The organism is Nocardia stercoris (assembly GCF_003696265.1).
In the GTDB taxonomy this organism is placed as follows: domain Bacteria; phylum Actinomycetota; class Actinomycetes; order Mycobacteriales; family Mycobacteriaceae; genus Nocardia; species Nocardia stercoris.
Genome location: NZ_RFFH01000008.1, coordinates 333,142 through 355,233, shown reverse-complemented (window position 1 = coordinate 355,233; position 22,092 = coordinate 333,142). Strand labels below are relative to the sequence as shown.

The 22,092-nt window shown below is 70.4% G+C and carries 21 protein-coding genes; 16 read left to right on the top strand and 5 right to left on the bottom strand.

Going from position 1 to position 22,092, the window contains the following annotated elements; all coding sequences use genetic code 11:
- Window positions 1-75: 75 nt before the first annotated feature.
- The 3 genes from EBN03_RS20575 to EBN03_RS20565 all read left to right on the top strand — a co-directional run bounded on the left by EBN03_RS20575 (window position 76) and on the right by EBN03_RS20565 (window position 3,459).
- The gene (locus tag EBN03_RS20575; RefSeq protein WP_122189728.1) at window positions 76-321 is read left to right on the top strand and encodes a DUF2630 family protein; all 246 of its coding nucleotides are present in this window, start codon (window positions 76-78) and stop codon (window positions 319-321) included.
- A 56-nt stretch (window positions 322-377) separates the two neighbouring features.
- Window positions 378-1,889, top strand: coding sequence for a carboxylesterase/lipase family protein (locus EBN03_RS20570; RefSeq protein WP_122189680.1), 1,512 nt, complete (start codon window positions 378-380; stop codon window positions 1,887-1,889).
- Between the two features lie 61 nt (window positions 1,890-1,950).
- Entirely contained in the window at window positions 1,951-3,459 is a 1,509-nt protein-coding gene (locus EBN03_RS20565; protein ID WP_122189679.1) for a carboxylesterase/lipase family protein, read from the top strand.
- Window positions 3,460-3,472: 13 nt separating this feature from the next.
- Here the strand turns inward: EBN03_RS20565 and EBN03_RS20560 are convergent, their stop codons facing one another.
- The 3 genes from EBN03_RS20560 to cobF form a co-directional block, all read right to left on the bottom strand.
- Window positions 3,473-4,339, bottom strand: a complete 867-nt coding sequence (locus EBN03_RS20560) for an Fpg/Nei family DNA glycosylase (protein WP_122189678.1) — start codon at window positions 4,337-4,339, stop codon at window positions 3,473-3,475.
- 58 nt (window positions 4,340-4,397) lie between these two features.
- Entirely contained in the window at window positions 4,398-6,584 is a 2,187-nt protein-coding gene (locus tag EBN03_RS20555) for an MMPL family transporter (RefSeq protein WP_158675692.1), read from the bottom strand.
- 100 nt (window positions 6,585-6,684) lie between these two features.
- On the bottom strand, window positions 6,685-7,437 hold the full coding sequence (cobF, locus tag EBN03_RS20550; RefSeq protein WP_122189676.1) for a precorrin-6A synthase (deacetylating): 753 nt from the start codon (window positions 7,435-7,437) through the stop codon (window positions 6,685-6,687).
- 20 nt (window positions 7,438-7,457) lie between these two features.
- Here cobF and EBN03_RS20545 point away from each other — a divergent pair, with 20 nt between their 5' ends.
- The 7 genes from EBN03_RS20545 (at window position 7,458) to EBN03_RS20515 (ending at window position 12,111) form a co-directional block, all read left to right on the top strand.
- Window positions 7,458-8,258, top strand: coding sequence for a thymidylate synthase (locus EBN03_RS20545; protein WP_122189675.1), 801 nt, complete (start codon window positions 7,458-7,460; stop codon window positions 8,256-8,258).
- On the top strand, window positions 8,255-8,761 hold the full coding sequence (locus EBN03_RS20540) for a dihydrofolate reductase (protein WP_122189674.1): 507 nt from the start codon (window positions 8,255-8,257) through the stop codon (window positions 8,759-8,761). The genes EBN03_RS20545 and EBN03_RS20540 overlap by 4 nt, the downstream gene beginning before the upstream one ends.
- 104 nt (window positions 8,762-8,865) lie before the next feature.
- Entirely contained in the window at window positions 8,866-9,192 is a 327-nt protein-coding gene (locus EBN03_RS20535) for a cupin domain-containing protein (RefSeq protein ID WP_122189727.1), read from the top strand.
- Window positions 9,193-9,243: 51 nt separating this feature from the next.
- On the top strand, window positions 9,244-10,239 hold the full coding sequence (locus tag EBN03_RS20530) for a Dyp-type peroxidase (protein ID WP_122189673.1): 996 nt from the start codon (window positions 9,244-9,246) through the stop codon (window positions 10,237-10,239).
- Window positions 10,239-11,039 (top strand): family 1 encapsulin nanocompartment shell protein, encoded by an 801-nt coding sequence (locus tag EBN03_RS20525; RefSeq protein ID WP_122189672.1) that lies wholly within the window; start codon window positions 10,239-10,241, stop codon window positions 11,037-11,039. The genes EBN03_RS20530 and EBN03_RS20525 overlap by 1 nt, the downstream gene beginning before the upstream one ends.
- Window positions 11,040-11,167: 128 nt before the next feature.
- Window positions 11,168-11,716 (top strand): hypothetical protein, encoded by a 549-nt coding sequence (locus tag EBN03_RS20520; RefSeq protein WP_122189671.1) that lies wholly within the window; start codon window positions 11,168-11,170, stop codon window positions 11,714-11,716.
- Window positions 11,713-12,111, top strand: a complete 399-nt coding sequence (locus tag EBN03_RS20515) for an NUDIX hydrolase (protein ID WP_122189670.1) — start codon at window positions 11,713-11,715, stop codon at window positions 12,109-12,111. The genes EBN03_RS20520 and EBN03_RS20515 overlap by 4 nt, the downstream gene beginning before the upstream one ends.
- Here the strand turns inward: EBN03_RS20515 and EBN03_RS20510 are convergent.
- The gene (locus EBN03_RS20510; RefSeq protein WP_233608482.1) at window positions 12,061-12,768 is read right to left on the bottom strand and encodes a TetR/AcrR family transcriptional regulator; all 708 of its coding nucleotides are present in this window, start codon (window positions 12,766-12,768) and stop codon (window positions 12,061-12,063) included. The two genes, EBN03_RS20515 and EBN03_RS20510, sit on opposite strands and share 51 nt — an antisense overlap.
- A 219-nt stretch (window positions 12,769-12,987) precedes the next feature.
- Here EBN03_RS20510 and EBN03_RS20505 point away from each other — a divergent pair, with 219 nt between their 5' ends.
- The 5 genes from EBN03_RS20505 (at window position 12,988) to EBN03_RS20485 (ending at window position 19,917) form a co-directional block, all read left to right on the top strand.
- Window positions 12,988-14,511, top strand: coding sequence for an amino acid permease (locus tag EBN03_RS20505; RefSeq protein WP_122189668.1), 1,524 nt, complete (start codon window positions 12,988-12,990; stop codon window positions 14,509-14,511).
- A gap of 74 nt (window positions 14,512-14,585) precedes the next feature.
- Window positions 14,586-15,332 carry a DUF1989 domain-containing protein gene (locus tag EBN03_RS20500; protein ID WP_122189667.1) on the top strand — a complete coding sequence of 249 codons (747 nt, stop codon included), beginning with the start codon at window positions 14,586-14,588 and terminating at the stop codon, window positions 15,330-15,332.
- Entirely contained in the window at window positions 15,329-15,949 is a 621-nt protein-coding gene (locus EBN03_RS20495) for an urea amidolyase associated protein UAAP2 (protein WP_122189666.1), read from the top strand. The genes EBN03_RS20500 and EBN03_RS20495 overlap by 4 nt, the downstream gene beginning before the upstream one ends.
- Window positions 15,946-18,042 carry a 5-oxoprolinase/urea amidolyase family protein gene (locus EBN03_RS20490; protein ID WP_122189665.1) on the top strand — a complete coding sequence of 699 codons (2,097 nt, stop codon included), beginning with the start codon at window positions 15,946-15,948 and terminating at the stop codon, window positions 18,040-18,042. The genes EBN03_RS20495 and EBN03_RS20490 overlap by 4 nt, the downstream gene beginning before the upstream one ends.
- A gap of 87 nt (window positions 18,043-18,129) precedes the next feature.
- A complete protein-coding gene (locus EBN03_RS20485) occupies window positions 18,130-19,917 on the top strand; it encodes an allophanate hydrolase (RefSeq protein WP_199742891.1) in 1,788 nt (595 codons plus the stop codon).
- 85 nt (window positions 19,918-20,002) lie between these two features.
- Here EBN03_RS20485 and EBN03_RS20475 read toward each other — a convergent pair whose 3' ends face one another.
- The gene (locus EBN03_RS20475) at window positions 20,003-20,758 is read right to left on the bottom strand and encodes a DUF4097 family beta strand repeat-containing protein (protein WP_233608481.1); all 756 of its coding nucleotides are present in this window, start codon (window positions 20,756-20,758) and stop codon (window positions 20,003-20,005) included.
- 278 nt (window positions 20,759-21,036) lie between these two features.
- Here EBN03_RS20475 and EBN03_RS20470 point away from each other — a divergent pair, with 278 nt between their 5' ends.
- Window positions 21,037-22,083 carry a Fic family protein gene (locus EBN03_RS20470; protein ID WP_158675691.1) on the top strand — a complete coding sequence of 349 codons (1,047 nt, stop codon included), beginning with the start codon at window positions 21,037-21,039 and terminating at the stop codon, window positions 22,081-22,083.
- Window positions 22,084-22,092: the final 9 nt, after the last annotated feature.

The following is a 22,092-nucleotide window of genomic DNA, read 5'->3' as shown; positions in this document are numbered from 1 at the left end:
GCCCGCCGGACGGCCGCGCGGCCGCGCGGCCGCGCCCACCGCACCCGCGCCGATCGTCCCCGTAGCATGGTCGACATGAGCGAACAGGACATCCTGACCCGCATCAAAGACCTCGTGGACCGCGAGCACACGCTGCGCTCCCGCGCCGTGGACGGCGAACTGGCCCCCTCGGAGGAGCGGCGGCAGCTGGCCGAGCTCGAGGTGCAGCTCGACCAGTGCTGGGACCTGCTGCGCCAGCGGCGGGCGCGCATCGATCGCGGCGCCGACCCGGATCAGGCTCAGGCCGGCGGGCCGGGTCAGGTCGAGGGTTACCTGCAGTAACCGGCCGGTCGCCGCACACCCCCAGCCGCCGATAACGGAATCCGTATCATGGCCGGATGGTGCACACCGAGGTCACGATCGCGGACGGCGTCGTCCGTGGTCTTCGGGGTCGCCGCGTGGTGCGCTGGCGGTCCGTTCCCTATGCCGAGCCCCCGGTGGGCGAGCTGAGGTTCCGCGCACCGCAACCGTTACGGCCCTGGACCGGAGTGCGCGAGGCGACCGAATTCGGGCTCGCCGCCCCGCAGCCGCGCAGCGGTGCCCGGGTAGGGCTGGCCAGCTGGCAGCGCACCGGCGAGGACTGCCTGACTCTCAACGTGACCGTGCCGGACGCGCCGGCCGCCGGGCCGCGGCCGGTGCTGGTCTTCATCCACGGCGGCTCCTACGTGATCGGCACCTCGGCCGCGTATTCGGGTGGGCGGCTCGCGGTCCGCGGTGACGCCGTCGTCGTGGCGATCAACTATCGGCTGGGCGCCCTCGGCTACGTCGACTTCAGCGAATTCTCCACTGCGGAAAGACAATTCGACTCCAACCTGGGCCTGCGCGACCAGGTGGCGGCCCTGCGGTGGGTACAGCGCAATATCGCCGCGTTCGGCGGCGACCCGGGCAATGTCACCGTCTTCGGCGAATCCGCCGGGGCACAGGCGGTCGTCAGCCTGCTCGCGACACCCGCCGCGGGCGGGCTGTTCCATCGGGCGATCGCGCAGAGCGCCCCCGCCGACTGGATCCTGCGGCCGGACGAGGCCCGCCGCTTCGCCCGGCGCTGCCTGGCTGCGGCCGGCGTGCGGCCCGACGCGGCCGCCCGCTACCTCACCACGGCCACCGCCGCCGACCTGCGCGCCGCGGTCCAGCAGACGGTGAACCGGGCAGCGCGCGCGGAGCCGGGCGCCTACCCGCTGGCCCCGGTCGCCGACGGCGACTTCCTGCCCGAGCCGCCGCTGGACGCCATCACCGGTGGCCGCGCCCACCCGGTGCCGCTGATCATGGGCACCAACCGCGACGAGGCCACGCTGTTCCGGCCCGAGAGCGGCCTGCCGATCACCGCCGACCAACTGAGCAGCGTGTTCGCTCGCTCCGAGCCCGGCGCCGAACAGCGGGTGACCAGCCGGTATCCGGGATATCCGCACCCGCGCGCCACGCGCCGCATCGGCGGCGACTTCACCTTCTGGCGACCCACTCTCGCGGCCCTGGAAGGCCACAGCCGCTACGCCCCCACCTATGCCTACCGTTACGACTTCGCCCCGCGCGCACTGCATTTGGCCGGTTACGGCGCCACCCACGCCCTCGACCTGATCCCCGTGTTCGGCTGGGTGGATCGACCGGTCGGGCGGATCCTCACCGTCGCAGGCGGTTCCAAAGGATTTCGCTCGGTGCAGGACCAATTCCAGGACAACTGGCTGGCTTTCGCCCGCACGGGCCGCCCGCTGCCGGACTGGCCGCCCTACACCGAACAGCAGCGCAACACCCGCATCATCGACGAGCAGCCCCGCGTGGAGGTCGACCCGGACCGGGCCGAACGCGAAGCCTGGGCGGGGGTCCGGTTGCGGGCCCGCGTCCTGGACCAGCGGTGAGCGGCGCCCGTCACACGTCGGACCGGTCGTGCGTTCGATGCCAGGTCCGTATCCTGGATTGATGGTGGACACCGATGTCACGACCGCCGACGGAGTCGTCCGTGGTCTGCGGGGTCGCCGCGTGGTGCGCTGGCGATCGATTCCCTACGCTGCGGCGCCGGTGGGTGAGCTGAGGTTCCGCGCTCCACAACCGGTTCGGCCCTGGTCGGGAGTCCGTTCGGCCACCGAGTTCGGTTTCGCCGCCATGCAGCCGCGCGACGGCGCCCGGGTGGGTCCGCGCAGCTGGCAGCCGACCGGCGAGGACTGTCTCACACTCAATGTGACGGCCCCGGCGACTCCCGCGACCGGCCCGCGTCCGGTGCTGGTTTTCATCCACGGCGGCGGCTACGTGATCGGCACGTCGGCGATCTACTCCGGTGCGCGGCTGGCGGTCCGCGGCGACGTGATCGTGGTGGCGCTGAACTACCGCCTCGGCGGGTTCGGCTACGTGGATTTCAGCGAATTCTCGACTCCCGAAAGACAATTCGACTCGAACCTGGGCCTGCGCGACCAGGTGGCCGCGCTGCGGTGGGTACAGCGCAATATCGCCGCGTTCGGCGGCGACCCCGACAATGTCACCGTCTTCGGCGAATCCGCCGGCGCGCACGCGGTGATCAGCCTGCTCGCGACACCCGCCGCCGGCGGACTGTTCCATCGGGCGATCGCGCAGAGCGCCCCCGCCGACTGGACGCTGCGCCCCGACGAGGCCCGCCGCTTCGCCCGCCGCTGCTTGACCGCCGGGGGCGCCACCCCCGAGCAGGCGGTCGAATACCTCACCACGGCAAGCGCCAACGACCTGCGCAAGGCGGTCAACCGGGCGACGGGCCGCATGCTGCGGGCCGAACCGGGCGCCTTCCCGATCGCGCCGGTCGCCGACGGCGACTTCCTGCCCGAGGTGCCGTTGGACGCCATCGCCGCCGGCCGCGCCCACCCGGTGCCGCTGATCATCGGCACCAACCGCGACGAGGCCACCCTGTTCCGGCACCTCGAAGACGCCCTCCCCGTCACCCCTGCCCAGCTGACCAGTGCCTTCGAGCGCTGCGAACCCAGTGTCGAACAGCGGGTGACCAGCCGCTACACCGGTTATCCGCGTCCGCGCACCGCCATGCGGGTCGGCGGCGACTTCACCTTCTGGCGGCCCACCGTCGCGGCCCTGGAAGGCCACAGCCGCTACGCCCCCACCTACGCCTACCGTTACGACTTCGCCCCGCGCGCACTGCATTTGGCGGGATACGGCGCCACCCACGCCCTCGACCTGATCCCCGTGTTCGGCTGGGTCGACGGCCCGATCGGCCGAATGCTCACCGTCGCAGGCGGTTACCAGGGCTTCCGGTCGGTGCAGGACCAATTCCAGGGCAACTGGCTCGCTTTCGCCCGCACGGGCCGCCCGCTGCCGGACTGGCCGCCCTACACCGAACAGCAACGCAACACCCGCATCATCGATCGATACCCCCGCATCGAGATCGACCCGGACCGAGCCAAACGCGAAGCCTGGACCGGGGTCCGCCTGCGCGCCAGCGTCCTGGACTGACGGGCCGGAAGCTTTACTTCAACAACCGTGACATGCGGCGGTCGGCGAGGATCTTGCCGCCGGTCTGACAGGTGGGGCAGTACTGGAACGACTTGTCCGTATAGGCGACCTCGCGCACGGTGTCGCCGCAGACCGGGCAGGGCTGGCCGGTGCGGGCGTGCACCTGGAAACCGGCGCGTTTCTCGCCCTTGAGGCGGGCGGCGTCCTGGCCGGACGAGCGCTGCACCGCGTCGGTGAGGATGTCGCGCATGGCCGCGTAGAGCCGGCCGACCTTCTCCGCGTCCAGCGTCTTCGCGGTGGCGAAGGGCGACAGTTTGGCGGCGTGCAGGATCTCGTCGGAATAGGCGTTACCGACCCCCGCGATCAGCGACTGGTCGGCGAGCGCGGTCTTGAGCCGCTGCGAACTGCCGGCCAGCAGTCCGGCGAACTCGGGTTCGGACACGGCCAGCACATCCGGGCCGAGCCGCGCGATCCCCGGCACCTGCTGCGGATCGGTGACGATCCACACCGCGAGCCGCTTCTTGGTGCCCGCCTCGGTGAGATCGAAGGCCGGGGTGGCGCCCTCGGGCGTGAACAGGTGCACGCGCAGGGCCAGCGGCCCCTTGCCCGGTTTCGGCGGGGCCGCACTGGGTTCGTCGATCCAGCGCAGCCACCCGCCGCGGGACAGGTGCGTGATCAGCCAGAGTCCACCGCAATCCAGGCCCAGGTGCTTGCCCCAGCGCCCGGTGCCGGTCACGTCCCGACCGGACAGCGCCGTCACCGGCGGGTCGAAGGTCTTCAGCACGCTCAACGCCGCGACGTCGACCCGGCCGACCACCGCACCCACCGCATGCTCGGCGAGAAACCGCTCGAGCGCCACGATCTCCGGTAGCTCAGGCATACCCGCAGGATACTGGGCACCACCGACAGGTCGCCGGAATCGGCCGGTTCGCGCCGCGCTACGCCGAGGGCACCGGTTCCGCCACCTCGGCGGGCTCGGCCTCCTCCCGCAACGCGATGACCCGGTGCGCACGCCGCAGGAATCCGGGCGCCCACCAATTGGCCTCGCCCAGCAACCGCATCAGGGCCGGCACCAGCACACCGCGGATCACGGTCGCGTCCATCAACACCGCCAGCGTCAGCCCGACACCCATCAGCTTGGTGAACGAGATGTGCGAGAAGGCCAGGCCCACACACACCATGGCCATCAGTGCCGCCGCGGCCGTCACGATCCGTCCGGTGCGTTCCAGCCCGTACGCGACCGCGTCGGCGGTGTTGCCGCGGATCCGGTACTCCTCGGTGATCCGCGACAGCAGGAACACCTCGTAGTCCATCGACATGCCGAAGGCCAGGCAGAACACCAGCACCGTCACCGGCGCGGTCAGCACGCCCGTCGCGGTGAAGTCGCCGACCAGCCAGCGCAGGTGCCCGTCCTGGAACACATAGACCATGGCACCGCAGGTCGCCGACAGGCTGAGGGTGTTGAGCACCACCGCTTTCAGCGGGATCACCACACTGCCGGTGAACGCGAACAGCAGCACCAGCATCGCCACCATGATCAGCCCGATCACCAGCGGCAGCCGCTGGGTCAGCCCGTCGTCGATATCGGAGTTCTCGGCGGTGGCGCCGCTGACCAGCAGCGGCTGCGGCGAAGGCAGCTGCCGGATCCGGGTGAGCAGCGTATGCGCTTCCGGCGAGTACGGGTCGTGGATATCGGGCATCACCACGATGTCCGCGCCCTGCGTGCCCGGCATGACCCGCACCACGCGGGCGTGCGGCAGCGCACCGATCGACGCGGCGAGGGCGGACAGCCGCGGCCCGTCGATCGGGCCGTCCACCACGACATCCATCTGGCTGGTGGCGGCTGCGGTGAAGTCGGCGCGCAGCACGTCACCGACCTGCCGGGTCTGCACCGACTCCGGGAAGGCCCGGTCGTCGGTCAGACCCAGCCGCACCCCCGCGAACGGCGCACCCAGGATCAGCACCAGCAGCAGCGCCGCTCCGCCGAACACGATGGGCCGGGCGGTAACTCGCCGCGCGGCGCGATACCAGAGCCCGGCTTCGAGCGGTCGCGGCGCCGGTTCGGGGCGCCCGCGCAGCCGGCGCACGGCACGTCGCAGATCCAGCGCGTCGATGCGGTGCCCGAACAGCATCAGCAGGGCGGGCAGCACGGTGACCGTGGCGGCGGCGGCGAGCACCGTCACCGACAGGCAGGCCATGGCCAGCGACCGCAGGAAAGGCATGGGGAACAACAGCATTGCCGACATGGCGATGACGATCGTGCTGGCCGAGAACAGGACGGTCCGGCCGGCGGTGGCGACGGTGATCGTGACCGCTTCGGACAGGGTCCGCCCGGCCCGCCGCTCCTCCCGGAACCGGCTGACCACGAACAGGCTGTAGTCGACGCCCAGGCCCAGGCCCAGCACGGTGGTCAGATTCAGCGCGTAGCTGGATACCTGGGTGAATTCGGTGAGTACCCGCAGGATTCCGAGGGTGCCGACGATGGAGACCAGACCCAGCACCAGCGGCAGTCCGGCGGCGACCAGGCTGCCGAAGATCAGGACCAGCAGCACCAGCACGACGGGCAGCGACACCTCCTCGGTGAGCCGCACGTCGTGCGCGAGTTGCACTGTGGCGTCGTGGTATCCGACCGCCGCCCCGCCGAGCCGCAGGCGCAGCGGCCCGTAGTCGCGGTCCCGGTAGGTGGTGATCAGGCGCTCGGTCACCCGTTCCACCGCGTTCTCGTCGCCCGGGACGTGCACGGCGATCAGCGCCGCGGTGTGGTCGCGATCGCGCAGGAACTCCGGAGATCCCGCGGTCCAATAGGATACGGCCGAGCGCACACCCGGTACCGCCGCGAGTTCGGTGGTCAGCCGCGCCCCCGACGACGCCGCCTCGGGGCCGTCGATCGTGCCCGCCCCGGCCGGAAGATCGGCCAGCACGATGACATTCGGCGTTCCGGTGACGTAGTGGTCCTCCAGAATCTGTGCGGCCCGGAAAGATTCGGCATCCGGTGGCCGGAAGCCACCGCCGGACAACCGTTCCGTCACCGACATGCCGCACACCCCGGCGAGCACCATCAAGGCCAGTACCACGGCGACCACGGTTCGCGGCCGCCCGACGGCCAACCGCCCCAGCGCTTTCACAGCTCCTCCTCGACGGCGGCTCCCCGGCCCGCCCGCGTCCGGCGCGGCAGGAGTCGCGCACCGACTGCGGAGCATACGGCCCGGCCCGCGGGTCCGCGGACTACCCGTCCGCGCGCAGCAGATAGATGTCCATGATCCAGCCCTTCGCCGCCCGCAGCTCCTGCCGGCGGGCCACGATCCGCGGCCCGGCCTCCCCCAGCGGTCCTTCGATCAGTTCCTCGTCCGGCATGCCGAGATACGCGGCCCACCAGATATGCAGCCCGTCGGCCGGGACCTGGGTGAACGAGCAGTCGCCGTCCAGCATGACCAGCGTCGAAACCCCTTGCGTCACACCGTCTTCGCGCAACCGGCGCCCGGTGGTGATGTGCACCGGCTCCCCGATCTCGTGCAGGACGATGCGATGCCGCGCGGCCAGCGCCTGCGCGCTGGTGATCCCCGGAATCACCTCGACCTCGAAGTGCGCCGGCACCCGCTCGATCAATCGCAGCGTGCTGTCGTACAGCGACGGGTCGCCCCACACCAGCACGGCGCCGACCCCGTCGGTCCGGCCGAACTCGTCGGCCAGCAGCTCCGCGCGGCGCGCGTGCCACGCCTCGACCGCGTCCCGGTAGGCGGCGTCGGCGCCCGTCGCCGCGATCGCGCGGTCCCGCGGCGGATCCTCGATCGCCACCACCCGGTAGGGCTGGTCGGCGTGCGCGCGCAGGATCTGCTCGCGCACCCCGATCAGCTCCTGCTTGGTGTCGCCCTTGCCGATCATGAAGAACACGTCGACCTGGCGGATCGCCCGGACCGCCTGCAGGGTCACCTGCTCCGGATCACCGGCACCGATTCCGATCACGAACAACTTCCGCACGGCGACTAAGCTACCCACCCATGCCGGCCGATACCCAGTACGAGGACCTGTTGCGACTGGTACTGCAGGACGGGACGCCCAAAGCGGACCGCACCGGAACCGGTACCCGCAGCGTGTTCGGGCACCAGCTGCGCTACGACCTGTCCGCCGGGTTCCCGCTGATCACCACCAAGAAGGTGCATCTCAAGTCGATCGTCTACGAGTTGCTGTGGTTCCTGCGCGGCGACTCCAACGTCGGCTGGCTACACGACCACGGCGTCACCATCTGGGACGAATGGGCCGACGCACACGGCGAACTCGGCCCGGTCTACGGCGTGCAGTGGCGGTCCTGGCCGACGCCCGACGGCGCCCACATCGACCAGATCTCGCAGGTGCTGCACACCCTGCGCACCGACCCGGATTCGCGGCGCATCATCGTATCGGCGTGGAACGTCGCCGAACTGGACAAGATGGCGCTGGCCCCCTGCCACGCGTTCTTCCAGTTCTACGTGGCCGACGGAAAGCTGTCCTGCCAGCTGTATCAGCGCAGCGCCGACCTGTTCCTCGGCGTCCCGTTCAATATCGCCAGCTACGCACTGCTGACCCACATGGTGGCGCAGCAGACCGAACTGGTTCCCGGGGAATTCATCTGGACCGGCGGCGACTGCCACATCTACGACAACCATGTGGACCAGGTCCGCGAACAGCTGTCCCGCGAGCCCTACCCCTTCCCCACCCTCAGTCTGCGGCCCGCGCCCACCCTGTTCGACTACAGCTACGACGACGTGATCGTCGAGGGCTACCGACACCACCCGCCGATCAAGGCGCCGGTCGCGGTATGAGCGCGGCGGTGCCCGGTGGCCCGGCCACCGTCGGGCTGGTGTGGGCGCAGACCACCGCCGGAGTGATCGGGGCGGGCAACACCATCCCGTGGCGGCTGCCCGAGGACATGGCCTACTTCAAGGACCTGACCCTCGGCCATCCGGTGGTGATGGGCCGCCTCACCTGGGATTCGCTGCCGGAACGGTTCCGGCCGCTGCCCGGCCGGCGCAATATCGTCGTCACCCGCCGACCGGACTGGCAGGCCGCGGGCGCCGAACGCGCCGGCTCGGTCACCGATGCGCTGCGCGCGGCCGGACCCGAACCCACCTGGGTGATCGGCGGCGGCCAGATCTACCGCGAGGCGCTGCCGTACGCGACCGAACTCGCGGTGACCGAGGTCGACGCCACCGTCGACGGTGACACCTACGCGCCCGGAATCGAGGGCTGGCGGCTCGTCTCCGACAGTTCGTGGCGGGAGTCGACCAGCGGACTGCGCTACCGCTGGCTGCGCTACACCCGCTGACGCCGAAACATGCCGCCGGGAAACGCCGTGCGGCGGTGACCGGCCGGGAGATACTCGAACCGGGTTGGCGGGAGATACCTGGGCGAGCCCTCCTGGAGGTGTCCATGGACAAGAAGTCACTGACCGCCGTGGCCCGGCAGCAGCTGGCGCTGGCCAAGACCACGACCAGTGGCCGCAGCTCGCAGACCCTGTGCGGCGGGCACACGCACAGCCTCCGGCAGACCGTGATCGCGCTCACCGCCGGTCAGAGCCTCGCCGAACACGACAGTCCCGGAGAAGCCACCCTGCAGGTGCTCACCGGCACACTCACGCTCATCTCCGGCGCGCACGAGTGGAAGGGCTCGCCCGGTGACCTGCTGGTATTGCCCGCCGCCCGGCACAGTGTGCAGGCCGTCGACGACGTGGCGTTCCTGCTGACCGTCGCAAAATAGCCAGGCGGTTGCGTCGCCCCGGCCACGCCGCCACCCGTTACGCTGTCGATCATGGCTGTGCCGCAACCGATCACCCAGCCGCTGACCCGGGCCGCGATCTTCCTGGTCGCCACGGTCGACACCGGGGGCGAGGACACCGTCCGGGACCTACTGACAGATCTGGGCGGCCTCCGGCGGTCCATCGGCTTCCGGGTTCCCGGGGCCGACCTGACCTGCACCGCGGGCATCGGATCGTCGGCCTGGAATCGGCTGTTCACCGGACCCAGGCCGGCCGAGTTGCATCCGCTGCCCGCGTTCCACGGCCCGCGGCATCAGGCACCCTCCACCCCGGGTGATCTGCTGTTCCACATCAAGGCCGAGACCCAGGACGCCTGCTTCGAGATGTCGATGGTGATCGCCGACCGGTTGCGCGGCGCCGCCACCTTCGTCGACGAGACCGTCGGCTTCCGCTACTTCGAGCAGCGTGACCTGCTGGGTTTCGTCGACGGCACCGAGAACCCGGAGGGACCCGAGGCGTCCGAGGTCGCGTTGATCGGCGACGAGGATCCCGATTTCACCGGCGGCAGCTACGTGATCGTGCAGAAGTACCTGCACGATCTGGCCTCGTGGAAGGCCATCAGCGTGGCCGAACAGGAACGGGTCATCGGCCGCACCAAGCTCGGCGACTACGAGCTGTCGGACGCGGAGAAACCCGCCAATTCCCATGTGGCCGTGAACACCCTGATCGATCCCGACGGCACCCAGCGGCAGATCCTGCGAGCCAACATGCCGTTCGGGAACGCGAGCAAGGGCGAATTCGGTACCTACTACATCGCCTATGCAGCCACCCCCAGCGTCACCGAGCGGATGCTGAGCCGGATGTTCCAGGGCACACCCGAGGCCTCGCACGACCGCATCCTCGACTTCTCCACCGCTGTCACCGGCACCCTGTTCTTCGTGCCGGCCGCCGGCTTCTTCGACGCCCTCCCCGATCGCCCGGGCGTGTCCACCGCGACGGTCTCCGGCGACGGTTCCCTCGGTATCGGCACGATGAAAGGCAGCCTCTGATGAACAATCTGCATCGCGAGCTCGCGCCCATCACCGGTGCCGCGTGGGAGAGCATCGACAGCGAGGCGGCGCGCAGCATCAAGCGGCATCTGGCCGGCCGGCGGGTGGTCGACGTGTCCGGCCCGCACGGGCCCGAGTACTCCGCGCACGGGCTGGGCCGGGTCACCGATATCGACTCCCCGGCGGCCGGGGTCCAGGCCCGGCAGCGGGTGGTCGCGCCGCTGGTCGAGCTGCGGGTGCCGTTCACGCTGTCGCGCACCGAGCTGGACAACGTGGAGCGCGGCGCCCAGGACACCGACCTGGATCCGGTGCGCGCGGCGGCCAAGCAGATCGCGTTCGCCGAGGACCGCGCGATCTTCGAGGGGTATCCGGCGGCCGGGATCACCGGGATGCGAGCGGCGTCGTCGAACACCGCGATCGCGCTGCCGAGTGATCCCACCCAGATTCCGCAGGTCGTGGCGCAGGCGCTCACGGCGCTGCGGCTGGCGGGCGTGGCCGGGCCGTATTCGATTCTGCTGTCGGCCGACGCGTACACCGCGGTCAGCGAGACCTCCGACCACGGTTATCCGATCCGCACCCACCTCGAACGGCTGATTCCCGACGGCGAGATCATCTGGGCGCCGGCCGTCGACGGCGCCTTCGTGCTGACCACGCGCGGCGGCGACTTCTGCCTGAACCTGGGTCAGGACTTCTCGGTCGGGTATCTGTCGCACGACGCGGACACCGTGCAGCTGTATCTGCAGGAGAGCCTGACCTTCCAGGTGAATACCGCCGAGGCGTCGGTTCCGCTGCACAGCTGAATCCGGTTCGGCGGCCGATCGGTCCGTCCCGGTCGGCGGTGGCGCAGGCGCGCCTACCTGCCTGTTCGTGCGGTGCCCGGTCCGGCGGGTCGGTACGGTGGTGGCCGGAAGCGGAAGGTGGTGGCGGCATGGTGCGGGCCGGGGAGGTGTCCTCCCAGCGGATGTTGCTGTACGGGGTGCTGGGCGCGGTGCCCGGTCTGGTGGCGGGGGCGGCGATCGTCGCGGGCTTCGGCATCGGCCGGATCTTCACCGGGATCCTGGCCGGTGTGCTGCTGACCGTCGCCCTGCTGGTGCTGATGTTCCGCCGGGACGGGATCGAGCTGGGTCCGGACCGCATCGAGCGCCGCACCCTGTGGCGCCGGCACACGCTCGGCTGGGACCGGGTGGTGGCGGCGCGGTTCACGCTCGGCGAGGGCGGCCGTTGGGAGCTGGCGCTCGATCTGGTGCCGGGCGAGGAGCCGCCGTACGGCGAGCTGATTCTGTTGAGTATTCCGCCGGTGGTCCGACCGGTCGGCAACGCCTACGAGGACCGCAAGCGGGAGCAGGTCGGCGAGATCCGGAATCTGCTGCGGGACAAGAAAATTCCGGTGACCATCCTGCCCGGCATCGCCCTGGCCCTCACCCTGCACTGGAAGCTGACCCCGCCGTCGGCCGGAAACCACAGGCAGAACACGTGATTCGCACCGCCGCGCTGGTCCACATCCGGAACCGGCGGCTGCTGCAGACCCGCTCGGCGGGAAAGACGGTGTTCTACATGGCCGGTGGCAAGATCGACCCGGGCGAGACCCCGGAACAGGCGCTGCACCGGGAGATCCGGGAGGAACTCGGCGTCGGCGTGCTCGAACCCCGCGAGCTGGGCGTCTTCGAGGCCGAGGCCTACGGCCACACCCCCGGCACCGCACTGCACATGACCGTCTTCACCGCCGAGCTGGCCGGTGAACCACGGCCCACCAGCGAGATCGCGGAACTGCGCTGGTTCAGCTATACCGAGTACGCCGGGATGCCGGAGGTGGCACCGGGATCATTGCTGGTGTTCCGGCATCTGCGCGAGCTGGATCTCATCGACGGGTAGTGCGTCCAGCAATGCGCTTGCCGCCGTACGGATCTCGGTAGCCGAACCGGACCAGCCGAGCATGCGCAGCACGGTCTCGGGAATGGTGTGTTCCAGTGCGGCGGGGGCGATTCCGGCGTCGGAGCGGATATCGATCACGGTCTCGACGAGCCGGAAGGCCAGCTCGGGCGCACCGGCCGCGGGTGCGGCGGTACTGTCTCCCGCGGCCACCTCGGTCGCCAATTGTTCGTAGTGGCCGCGCAGTTCGGCGCGCCGGGCCCGAAACTGCGCGAAGCGTTCGGAGCGCAACTCGGGCAGCAGATAGAGCGCGCCGAGGTTCCAGCGGGAGGCCGCGAGTTGCCGGACGTCGTACCAGGCCAGCGCGTACAGGCGCACAGCGGCGGGCGCTGCGGCGGCGGCGAGTTGGGCGGCGACGGTCAGCGGGGCAGTGACCGTCAGGTCCAGGAGGACGTCGAGGATGTCGTCCTTGGCGGCGAAGTAGTGGTACAGCGAGGCCTGCCGGATGCCGACCGCGTCGGCGATGGCCCGGGTGGAGGTGCTCGCGTAGCCCTTGGTGGTGAACAGTTCGGCTGCGGCGTCGAGGATTTCGGCGCGCGGCGTACCACCTGCTCGGCGGCGCGGGCCCAGTCGTGGGCGTCCGGGTCCGGGTTGCGTCACGGCTGCCATTGTTCCGCATGGTCGTCGCGGGTTCCGCTCAGCCGTCCGTGATCGAGGTCACCCGAGGGCGTGAGATTTCTGTCATCTGACAGAAATACTGGTAATCCGAAAATTACACCCGGACATCGAGCCGATACATCGCCGTCACCAGCCGCGAACGCCGGGCCGAAAAACTGTCACATGATAGATATTGGCCGCGACGCCGAAGGAACCGTGCTCATGTCCGCCACCCTGGCCACCGCCACCCTCGCGCCCCCCGACGACGACTCCGACCTCGAAGCGTTCGGCTACCAGCAGGTCCTACACCGCAAGCTCGGCCGCTACGCCTCGTTCGCCGCCGGCTTCTCCTTCGTCTCCATCCTCACCACGATCTTCCAGTTCTTCGGCTTCGGCTACGGATTCGGCGGCACGGCGTTCTTCTGGACCTGGCCGGTCGTCTTCGCCGGGCAGTTCCTGGTCGCACTCAACTTCGCCGAACTCGCCGCCCGGTACCCGATCTCGGGCTGCATCTACCAGTGGTCGCGCCGGCTCGCCGGTGAGGTCGTCGGCTGGTTCGCCGGCTGGATGATGTTCATCGCGCAGATCGTCACCGCCGCCGCGGCCGCCATCGCCCTGCAGGTGGTACTGCCCACCGTGTGGAGCGGCTTCCAGTTCGTATCCGGCGATTCGGCCCTGACCAGCAGCAGCGGTGCCACCAACGCGGTGATCCTGGGCAGCATCCTGCTGGTCCTCACCACCGTCGTCAATATCGTCGGCATCGACTGGATGGCCCGGATCAACTCGATCGGCGTCACCATCGAGATCATCGGCGTCGCGGCCACCATCGCACTGTTCTTCACCCACACCGACCGCGGCGCCGCCGTCGTCACCCACACCACGGGTGCCGCACCCGGGCCGTACTGGGCCGCGTTCCTGGTCTCCGGGCTGATGGCCGCCTACGTCATGGTCGGATTCGACTCCGCCGGTGAGCTTTCCGAGGAGACCCGCAATCCCCGACGCGTCGCGCCGCGCACCATTCTCACCGCGCTCGCGGTGTCCGGGCTCGGTGGCGGCCTGATCCTGCTCGGCGCGCTGATGGCCGCACCCAGCCTCGACGACGGCAACCTGGCGAGCGGCGGCCTGGCCTACGTGATCTCCGCCAAGCTGGACGGGCCGGCGGGCAAGGTGCTGCTGACCTGCGTCGCCGTCGCGATCAGCGTGTGCACACTGGCCGTGCAGACCGCCGGCTCCCGGCTGCTGTTCTCGATGGCCCGCGACGGCCGAATGCCGTTCGCCCGCAAGCTGTCCGCCGTGCACCCGCGACTGGGCACCCCGATCTGGCCGTCCGTCGTGATCGGCGCCCTCGCCATCGCCCTGCTGGTCCTGAACCTCGGCAACGCCGCCCTGTTCGCCACCCTCGCCAGCGTGTGCATCGTGCTGCTGTACGCGGCGTATCTGCTGGTCACCGTGCCGCTGCTGGTGCGGCGGGTCACCGGGACGCTGGAGCCCGCCCCGGCCGGACTGTTCTCGCTGGGCCGCTTCGCAATCCCGGTGAACGCGGTCGCTGTGCTCTGGGGCGTCGCGATGGCGGTGAACCTGGCCTGGCCGCGGACGGAGGTGTACACGCCCAGCGGCGGCGGCTGGTGGATGCTCTGGGCCGCACCGCTGTTCGTCGCGGTCACCGTCGCCGTCGGAGTAGCGCTGTACCGCACCGTCGGCTCGGCCGCGCACCGCGACCCCGACCTCCGGCTGCAGCCCGCCTGACCCCTCCGACTCCCGGGTGGGCGTCCTCCTCCGCCCACCCGGGCCCGATTCTCCACTGCCGAAAGGACATCCGCATGACCAGCACGGCGACCACCAACGGTGCGCGCGACCACGCGCGCGCCCAGGCCGCGACCGCGACCATCGCCCGGCCCGACCTGCCCGCCGGGATCACCGATCCGGCGGTCGCGCAACGGATTCCGGCCGGTGGCTACGCCGGTGTCGTGCTCGGCCGCGGCAGCCGCGTCCGGCTCGGCGATCCGTTCGGCGCGGCCTGCGCCCACCTGCTGCTGCTGCGCGCCGAATCGCCGTGGGAGCGAATGAATGTGGCCGACACCATGAAGGTGCCGTGGCAGGCGTACCTCGGTGCCGGGCATCCGCTGCTCACCGACCAGGGCCGGGTGCTGGCGACCATCGTGTCCGACACCTCCGGGCACCACGACACCCTGTGCGGCCCGAGCGCGCAGGCCCGCCACGCACTACACCTCGCCGGCGCGAAACACGGCCTGGCACCGCGTGATATCGCCCCAACCGTCACACTGTTCCGAGGCGTGCGCGTGGAACCCGGTGGCGCACTGCGGACTACCGGAGCAGCCGGAGCGGGAACGGCCGTCGACCTGCTGCTGCATCTGCCCGCGATCCTGCTCGTCGCCAACGCGCCGCACCCGCTGGACCCGACGCCCGCAACGGATCTCGACCTGGTCGCGTGGGCGGCGCCGGGCGAGCTGAACGCCCTGACGGGCACCGACCCGGAATACCTGCGGGCCGTCGAGAACACCGAACAGGCCTGGCGGGCCGCGCACACCCAGGAGGACCTCCAGTGACCACCTCGACCGGCATCGTCGTCCGCGACGAGATCGTCCCCGCCTGCGCGCCCTGGTCCACCGTGGTGCGCGCCGGTGACCGCCTCGACATCATCGACCTGCACGGCAACCAGGCCGTCGACTGCCTGCTCTACGGCGCCGACGACCCCGCCACGCAGCGCTACAGCGCCCAGGCCACCGTGGCCGCCCAGGGCAACATCTTCCTCACCACCGGCAGCGCGCTGCGCACCGACTCCGGGCTCGTCCTCATGACCGTGGTCGAGGACGAGGTCGGCGACCACGACACCATCGCCGGCGCCTGCTCGCAGGAATCCAACACCCTGCGCTACGGTCACCACACCCGCCACCAGCACGCCTGTGTGGAGAACTTCCTGACCGCCGCCCTCGAATGGGGTTTGGGCAAGCGGGATCTCGTCTCCAACATCAACTGGTTCATGAACGTGCCGGTCGAGGCGGACGGCACCCTGGGCATCGTCGACGGGAAATCCGCTCCCGGCCGCAAGGTTTCGCTGCGCGCCGAGGTCGACACACTGGTGCTGGTCTCGAACTGCCCGCAGATCAACAACCCCTGCAACGGATTCGAGCCGACGCCCGTGCGCATGGTGGTGACGCGATGACACCGGTTCGAGCGGCGACCGCGACGGTCGAGCCCGCGGCCACGCCGAGTCCGGCCCGCGAGGTCGACCCCGGTGTCGAAATCGACGTCCGGGTGGACACGGTCGCGCCGACCGCCGCGGTGGAGGTTCTGCGCCCCGGAATGCTGACCACCGTGCAGGATTGGCCGGCCCGCACCGGGTACTGGCACGTCGGAGTGCCGCCGTCGGGACCGATGGACGACCTGTCGTTCCGGCTCGGCAACCGGGCTCTGGGCAATCCGGAGGGAGTGCCGGGACTGGAGTGCACCATGGGTGGGCCGGCGCTCCGCTTTCCCGACGGTGCCACGGTGTGCGTGACCGGTGCGCCGGCACCGGTCACGGTCGACGGGGTACCGGTGGAGCAGTGGCGGACCGTCACCGTCCCGCCGGGCGGGGTGCTCGACGTGGGGATGGTGCGCGGGCCCGGGATGCGCAGCTACATCCTGTTCGCGGGTGGTCTGGTGTGCCCCGAATACCTGGGCAGCGCCGCCACATTCACGTTGGGCGGGTTCGGGGGCACGGGTGGGGTGCTGCGCGCCGGAGACGTCCTGCGCACCTCCGTGACCGGGACCGGCAGGGAAAAGCACAGTGGCACTGCCGTTCCCGCCGACTGGCAGCCGGTGCTCACCCACCGCTGGGAACTCGCCGTCACCGAGGGACCGCACGGCGCACCGGAGTTCTTCACCCGCAACGACATCGACACCCTGCTGGCCACCGACTACGAGGTGCACTTCAACTCCGACCGCACCGGGGTCCGGCTGATCGGACCGAAACCGCAGTGGGCTCGGCCCGACGGCGGGGAGGCGGGCCTGCACCCCTCCAACATCCACGACACCGCCTATTCCATCGGCGCGCTGGACTTCACCGGCGACACCCCCATCCTGCTCGGCCCCGACGGGCCCAGCCTCGGCGGCTTCGTCTGCCCGGTCACCGTCGTCGCGGCCGAACGCTGGAAGCTGGGCCAGCTGACCCCCGGTGACACGGTGCGCTTCGTCCCGGTGCGGGCCGACCGCGCCGCCTCGCTGGCCGACGTCGGTCCCGCCCGCCGGGCGGACTGGCCCATCGTCCTGTCCACCGGCGGGGACGGCGACGACGGCATCCTCGCGCGCCGGGAAGCCGCGGACGGTACCGCGATCACCGTGCGCCGGGCCGGCAACGACGGCGTACTGGTCGAATACGGCGAGATGACATTGGATCTCGAGCTGCGGGCGCGCGTGCACGCGCTCTACGGTCACCTGCGGGCGGCCCGGGTCCCGGGAATCACCGAACTCACCCCCGGAGTGCGGTCGCTGCAGGTGCGTTTCGATCCGGACCGGCTGTCGACCGGGCGGCTCCTCGCGCTGCTCGCCGACGCCGAATCGTCCCTTCCAGCCGCCACCGACCTGGTCGTACCCAGCCGGACCGTGCACCTGCCGCTGTCCTGGGACGACCCGTCCACCCGGGAGGCCATCCAGCGCTACATGCACGGCGTCCGCGCGGATGCGCCGTGGTGCCCGTGGAACATCGAGTTCATCCGGCGGATGAACGGGCTGCCCGACGTCCAGGCGGTGTACGACACCGTGTTCGACGCCGAATACCTGGTGCTCGGTCTCGGCGACGTGTATCTCGGTGCGCCCGTGGCCACTCCGACCGACCCCCGGCACCGGCTGGTCACCACCAAGTACAACCCCGCTCGCACCTGGACCCCGGAGAACGCGGTCGGGATCGGCGGCGCCTACCTCTGCATCTACGGCATGGAAGGCCCCGGCGGTTACCAGTTCGTCGGCCGCACCACCCAGGTGTGGAACCACCGCTCGGACGGTAACGACGAAAACCCGTGGCTGCTCCGATATTTCGATCGCATCCGCTGGTACCCGGTCTCCACCGAGGAACTGACCGATCTGCGGGCCGACTTCGCGGCGGGCCACTGTGACCTGCGCACCGAGGACGGCGAGTTCCGGCTCGCCGACTACCGGAAGTTCCTGTCCGACAACGCGGACCCGATCGCCGAGTTCCGCGCCCGGCAGGCCGAAGCCTTCGCCGCCGAACGACAGTCGTGGGCGGACGCCGGGGAACTGGCGGGATCCGCGGTGTAGCCGCCACCGGCCGATGTGACACGCGGCGCCGGATCCGTCCGGCGCGCGGCGAACTACGACTTCAGGCTTCGGCCCGAAAGGTGAGACATGACTATCTGGATCGAGCAGCGCGACCCCGCCGAGGTCGAAGCCGACATCGCCTCGGCGCACGGCCCCTTGGCCGGATTGCGGTTGGCGGTCAAGGACAACGTCGATGTGGCCGGGATACCCACCACGGCCGGCTGCCCCGGCTACGCGTATCTGCCCGAGCGGGATGCGGCCGCGGTCGCCGCGATGCGGGCGGCCGGTGCGGTCGTGGTCGGCAAGACCAATCTGGACCAGTTCGCCACCGGCCTGGTCGGCACCCGATCGCCGTACGGCGCGGTGCCGGACACCCGTCGGCCCGAATTCGTCGGCGGTGGTTCGAGTTCCGGCTCCGCGGCGGCCGTGGCGTGCGGGGCGGCGGATATCGCGATCAGTACCGACACCGCCGGCTCCGGTCGGGTGCCGGCCGCTTACCAGGGACTCGTCGGGATCAAGCCGACCGTCGGAGTGATCAGCACCGCCGGTGTGGTTCCCGCGTGCCGGTCCTACGACTGTGTGACCGTTTTCGCGCGCGACCTGGACACGGCGAACCGCGCGATGGGCGTACTCGCCGCGGGCGCACCGGATCGAGCCTGGCCCGCCGACGTCCGGCTCGCCGCACCACCGAAACCGACTGTGGCGGTGTTCGATTCGCTGCCTCGCTGCGGTACCGCCGAGCTTGCCGCCTTCGAGCGCACCGTGAACGAGCTACGCGCCCAAGGTGTCTCGATCGTCACGATCGATCCCGAACCGTTCCTGGCCGCCGCACGACTGCTGTACGACGGCGCCTTGGTCGCCGAACGCTATGCCGCGGTAGGCGAATTCGTCGACGCGCACCCGCACTTGGTCGACCCCACTGTGGGCGCGATCATCGCCGGTGCCCGCGATCTCCCCGCCCACCGTCTGGTCTCCGACCTCGAGCAACTCGACCGGCTGCGCACGGCCGCGATGGCCGCCTTGGCCGGCGCCGATGCCCTGCTCGCGCCGACCACACCCGGACAACCTACGATCGACGAGGTCGCGGCCGACCCGGTCGGTGTCAACTCCTGGGTCGGCACCTACACCAACTTCTGCAATCTCTTCGATCTGTGCGCCGTCGCGGTTCCGGCCGGCCTCGCCGGTGCCGCCCAGTTCGGCGTCACCGTCTTCGCGCGGCCGTTCGAGGACGCGGTCGCCTTGGACATCGCGGCCCGAATCCCGTCCGCGCCGATCGATCCACATCCGTCCCCAGGGCGGGGTCCGCTGGCAGCAGCCCCGGCGATTCATCCACAACCGTCCCCAGCTGCCGATCCACAGCTGTCCACGGAAGCCGATCCGCAGCCGTCCGACAGCAGCGATCCACAGCACGCCGTCACCGGCCCACGCGGTTTCACCGGCACCGATCCGGCCTGGCCACTGTGGGTGGCACCCACCACCGACCTGATCGTCTTCGGCGCTCATCTCTACGACCAGCCACTCATGTTCCAGCTCACCGACCTCGGCGCCCGCTGGGCCGGCCCGGTTCGCACCTCCCCCGCCTACCGCCTCGCCGCCCTCGACACCGTCCCCCCGAAACCGGCTGTCACTCGCACCCCCGAAGGCACCCCCGGCATCTCCGTGGCAGCCGAACGCTGGATCCTCTCCCCCGCCGCCCTCGGCCGTTTCCTCACATCCCTCCCCAGCCCCATGCAACTCGGCGCGGTGGAACTCGACGACGGCACCTGGCACCCCGGCTTCTCCTGCACCGGCGCCGCAGCCGCCGCCGCCCGAGACCTCACCCCCCACACCAGCTGGCGCACCGCCCTCCCCCACCTGATGAGCAACTCGGACTGACCGACCGGCGCAAATCCCGTTGCCGCCCAACCAGAAACGGTCGTCTACCCCCGGAAAGCAGGGGTAGACGACCGTTTCTTCGGCGCTAGCGGCTGAAGGCGGAGATGTCGCCCTGGGTGGTGGTGGCGTGGATGTCGAGTTCGGTGGTGCCGTTGTTCCGCAGCGCGTTGCTGATTCGGCCCTTGCCGGTGTCGGCGTCGAGGGAGGCCGAGACGCCGGGGGCGGCGCCTACCGTGATGTCACCTGTTCGGGTGCTCAGGACGAGCGCGCCGCGCACGGCCTCGCCGATCCGGATCGCGCCACGGGCCGTGGTGATCTGCGCGGGGCCCGCCACCCGGCCGACCTCGACGTCGCCGTCGACCGCGGTCAGGTGCAGGCTCGCGGCCTCGTCGAGCGCGATCCGCCGGTAGGCGCCGTCGAAGTGGACGTCACCCAGGCGGCCGACGCCGCGCAGCTCGCAGCTGTCCGTGTTCGCCTCGACGTGCGAGCCGGCGGGCAGGTGGACGGTGACCTCCAGCGACCCGGAGGACCCGAAGTACTGGTTGCGCGGCTGCGGGGATTCGATCCGCAGGGCGCCGTCGGCGAATTCGACTGTCACCTGCTCGGCGGCTTTGACGTCCCGCCCCTTGGCCGGGTCGGTCGGCAGTACCTCGACGACGGTGTCGGAGCGGTCGGCGGCGATGAACGTGACGGTGCCGCAGGCGATGTCGACGGTGGCGGTGATCGGGCCGGTGGTCTGGAAGGTGGTCATGGCGGTCTCCTCGTGGTGTGCTCTGCTCAGGTCGGCCGGATCCGCGGATCCGGCCCGTGAGCCGGTCGGCGTCTCCGCTGAACTGCTCATGCGACTACCTTCGCCGGGCACGCTGATGCCGCCCTGACATACACCTGACGGATCCGCTGACACGGATCCGTCACCCGGAATCGGTGTGATCGCCGACGGCAGGCCGCATCCGGCGCCCAGTCGAGCCGAGGCCTGTTCCCCAGCGGTGGTGATGCCGGCTGTCAGCGGCGCCGGATACCGTTGTCGTCGGGATGTCGCGCCGGTGGAGGTGCTCAGGCTCCCGATTGTGGGTGTGTGTGGAAACGGGTGGAACTGGAACTGCCGTCTTCGTGCAGGCGATGCGTGAACAGCTCACGGCGGTCACCAAGCAGGCCGCCGAGATCGTGCACGGCGAGGAGACAGCGGCGATCGCGGCGCTCCGCAGCAAGGCCGGGACGGTCCTGGCCGACGACGAGTCGGCCGGCCGCCTGCTGGGCGGCCCGGCGGCGCCGACCGCGCACACGTGGACCGGCAACGAGCCACCAGAAACGATCCTCGGTCTGCACACACGAGCGCAGGTGATGCAGGAAGCCAGCCTGGTGATCGACAAACCGCTGATGGAAGTGGCTCTGGCCCAGGGCTATTCCAACCCCGAGATCCTTTTCGGCCGGGGCGCGTGGAGCGACTACCTGGATGCCCGGGCGTTCACCCGACTACACGGTGATCAGGATCTGAGTGTCGATTTCGTCACCGACCTGCATCGCAAACTCGCCCCGTCGCTGGACGGCCAATTCACGCCGAAGCGGCGCCGGGGCAGCTGGGATCGGCCGGTCACCGACAGCGAGGTGGCCGCCATCGAGGCGAACCCGCACGTGAAATTCCTTACCTCCGAGATTGTCCCGCTCAAGAACTGGGGAATCGAATATGTGACGAACGGGCGGGAAGCCATCGAGCGGGAGCTGAAGGCTACGGCCGACTGGTACAACACCGCCCGGCAGCAGCCCGGATACGACCCGTATCACCTCGCCGCCGAACTGCAGCATCGGATCGTATCCATCCATCCATTCGAGGATTTCAACGGGCGGGTGTCCCGCCTGCTGATGAACTGGTCGCTGGAACGGGACGGCCTGCCACCGAGCGTGTTGGAGGACTTCAACGCGGATATCGGCTCCAGCATTCCGGACTGGACGGATGCGGTGCGCGGCGGCAGCGACCTGTACGCCGCCCGTGCCCAGCGGATCGCCGAACTCGGCGACTCGGCCGATCCGGTCGACGCGTTCGGCCTGCGGCAGATACAGGGGCAGCTGGAGGCCAGTGGCCGGTCGGTACGCCTGGTGCCCGGATACGCGATGGACATCCAGCAGTGCCGGGCGCTGCTCGCCGAGCTGGGCGCCGCCAGCGGGTGACCGGTTCGC

Bases quoted from the DNA above. Each gene is read 5' to 3' on its own strand.
- EBN03_RS20545 (WP_122189675.1), top strand. From the start codon at position 7,458: ATGCCGGCCGATACCCAGTACGAGGACCTGTTGCGACTGGTACTGCAG.
- EBN03_RS20500 (WP_122189667.1), top strand. From the start codon at position 14,586: ATGACCAGCACGGCGACCACCAACGGTGCGCGCGACCACGCGCGCGCC.
- EBN03_RS20575 (WP_122189728.1), top strand. From the start codon at position 76: ATGAGCGAACAGGACATCCTGACCCGCATCAAAGACCTCGTGGACCGC.
- EBN03_RS20490 (WP_122189665.1), top strand. From the start codon at position 15,946: ATGACACCGGTTCGAGCGGCGACCGCGACGGTCGAGCCCGCGGCCACG.
- EBN03_RS20475 (WP_233608481.1), bottom strand. From the start codon at position 20,758: ATGAGCAGTTCAGCGGAGACGCCGACCGGCTCACGGGCCGGATCCGCG.
- EBN03_RS20570 (WP_122189680.1), top strand. From the start codon at position 378: ATGGTGCACACCGAGGTCACGATCGCGGACGGCGTCGTCCGTGGTCTT.
- EBN03_RS20520 (WP_122189671.1), top strand. From the start codon at position 11,168: ATGGTGCGGGCCGGGGAGGTGTCCTCCCAGCGGATGTTGCTGTACGGG.
- EBN03_RS20560 (WP_122189678.1), bottom strand. From the start codon at position 4,339: ATGCCTGAGCTACCGGAGATCGTGGCGCTCGAGCGGTTTCTCGCCGAG.
- EBN03_RS20525 (WP_122189672.1), top strand. From the start codon at position 10,239: ATGAACAATCTGCATCGCGAGCTCGCGCCCATCACCGGTGCCGCGTGG.
- EBN03_RS20540 (WP_122189674.1), top strand. From the start codon at position 8,255: ATGAGCGCGGCGGTGCCCGGTGGCCCGGCCACCGTCGGGCTGGTGTGG.
- EBN03_RS20565 (WP_122189679.1), top strand. From the start codon at position 1,951: ATGGTGGACACCGATGTCACGACCGCCGACGGAGTCGTCCGTGGTCTG.
- EBN03_RS20530 (WP_122189673.1), top strand. From the start codon at position 9,244: ATGGCTGTGCCGCAACCGATCACCCAGCCGCTGACCCGGGCCGCGATC.
- EBN03_RS20470 (WP_158675691.1), top strand. From the start codon at position 21,037: ATGCGTGAACAGCTCACGGCGGTCACCAAGCAGGCCGCCGAGATCGTG.
- EBN03_RS20505 (WP_122189668.1), top strand. From the start codon at position 12,988: ATGTCCGCCACCCTGGCCACCGCCACCCTCGCGCCCCCCGACGACGAC.
- EBN03_RS20485 (WP_199742891.1), top strand. From the start codon at position 18,130: ATGACTATCTGGATCGAGCAGCGCGACCCCGCCGAGGTCGAAGCCGAC.
- EBN03_RS20535 (WP_122189727.1), top strand. From the start codon at position 8,866: ATGGACAAGAAGTCACTGACCGCCGTGGCCCGGCAGCAGCTGGCGCTG.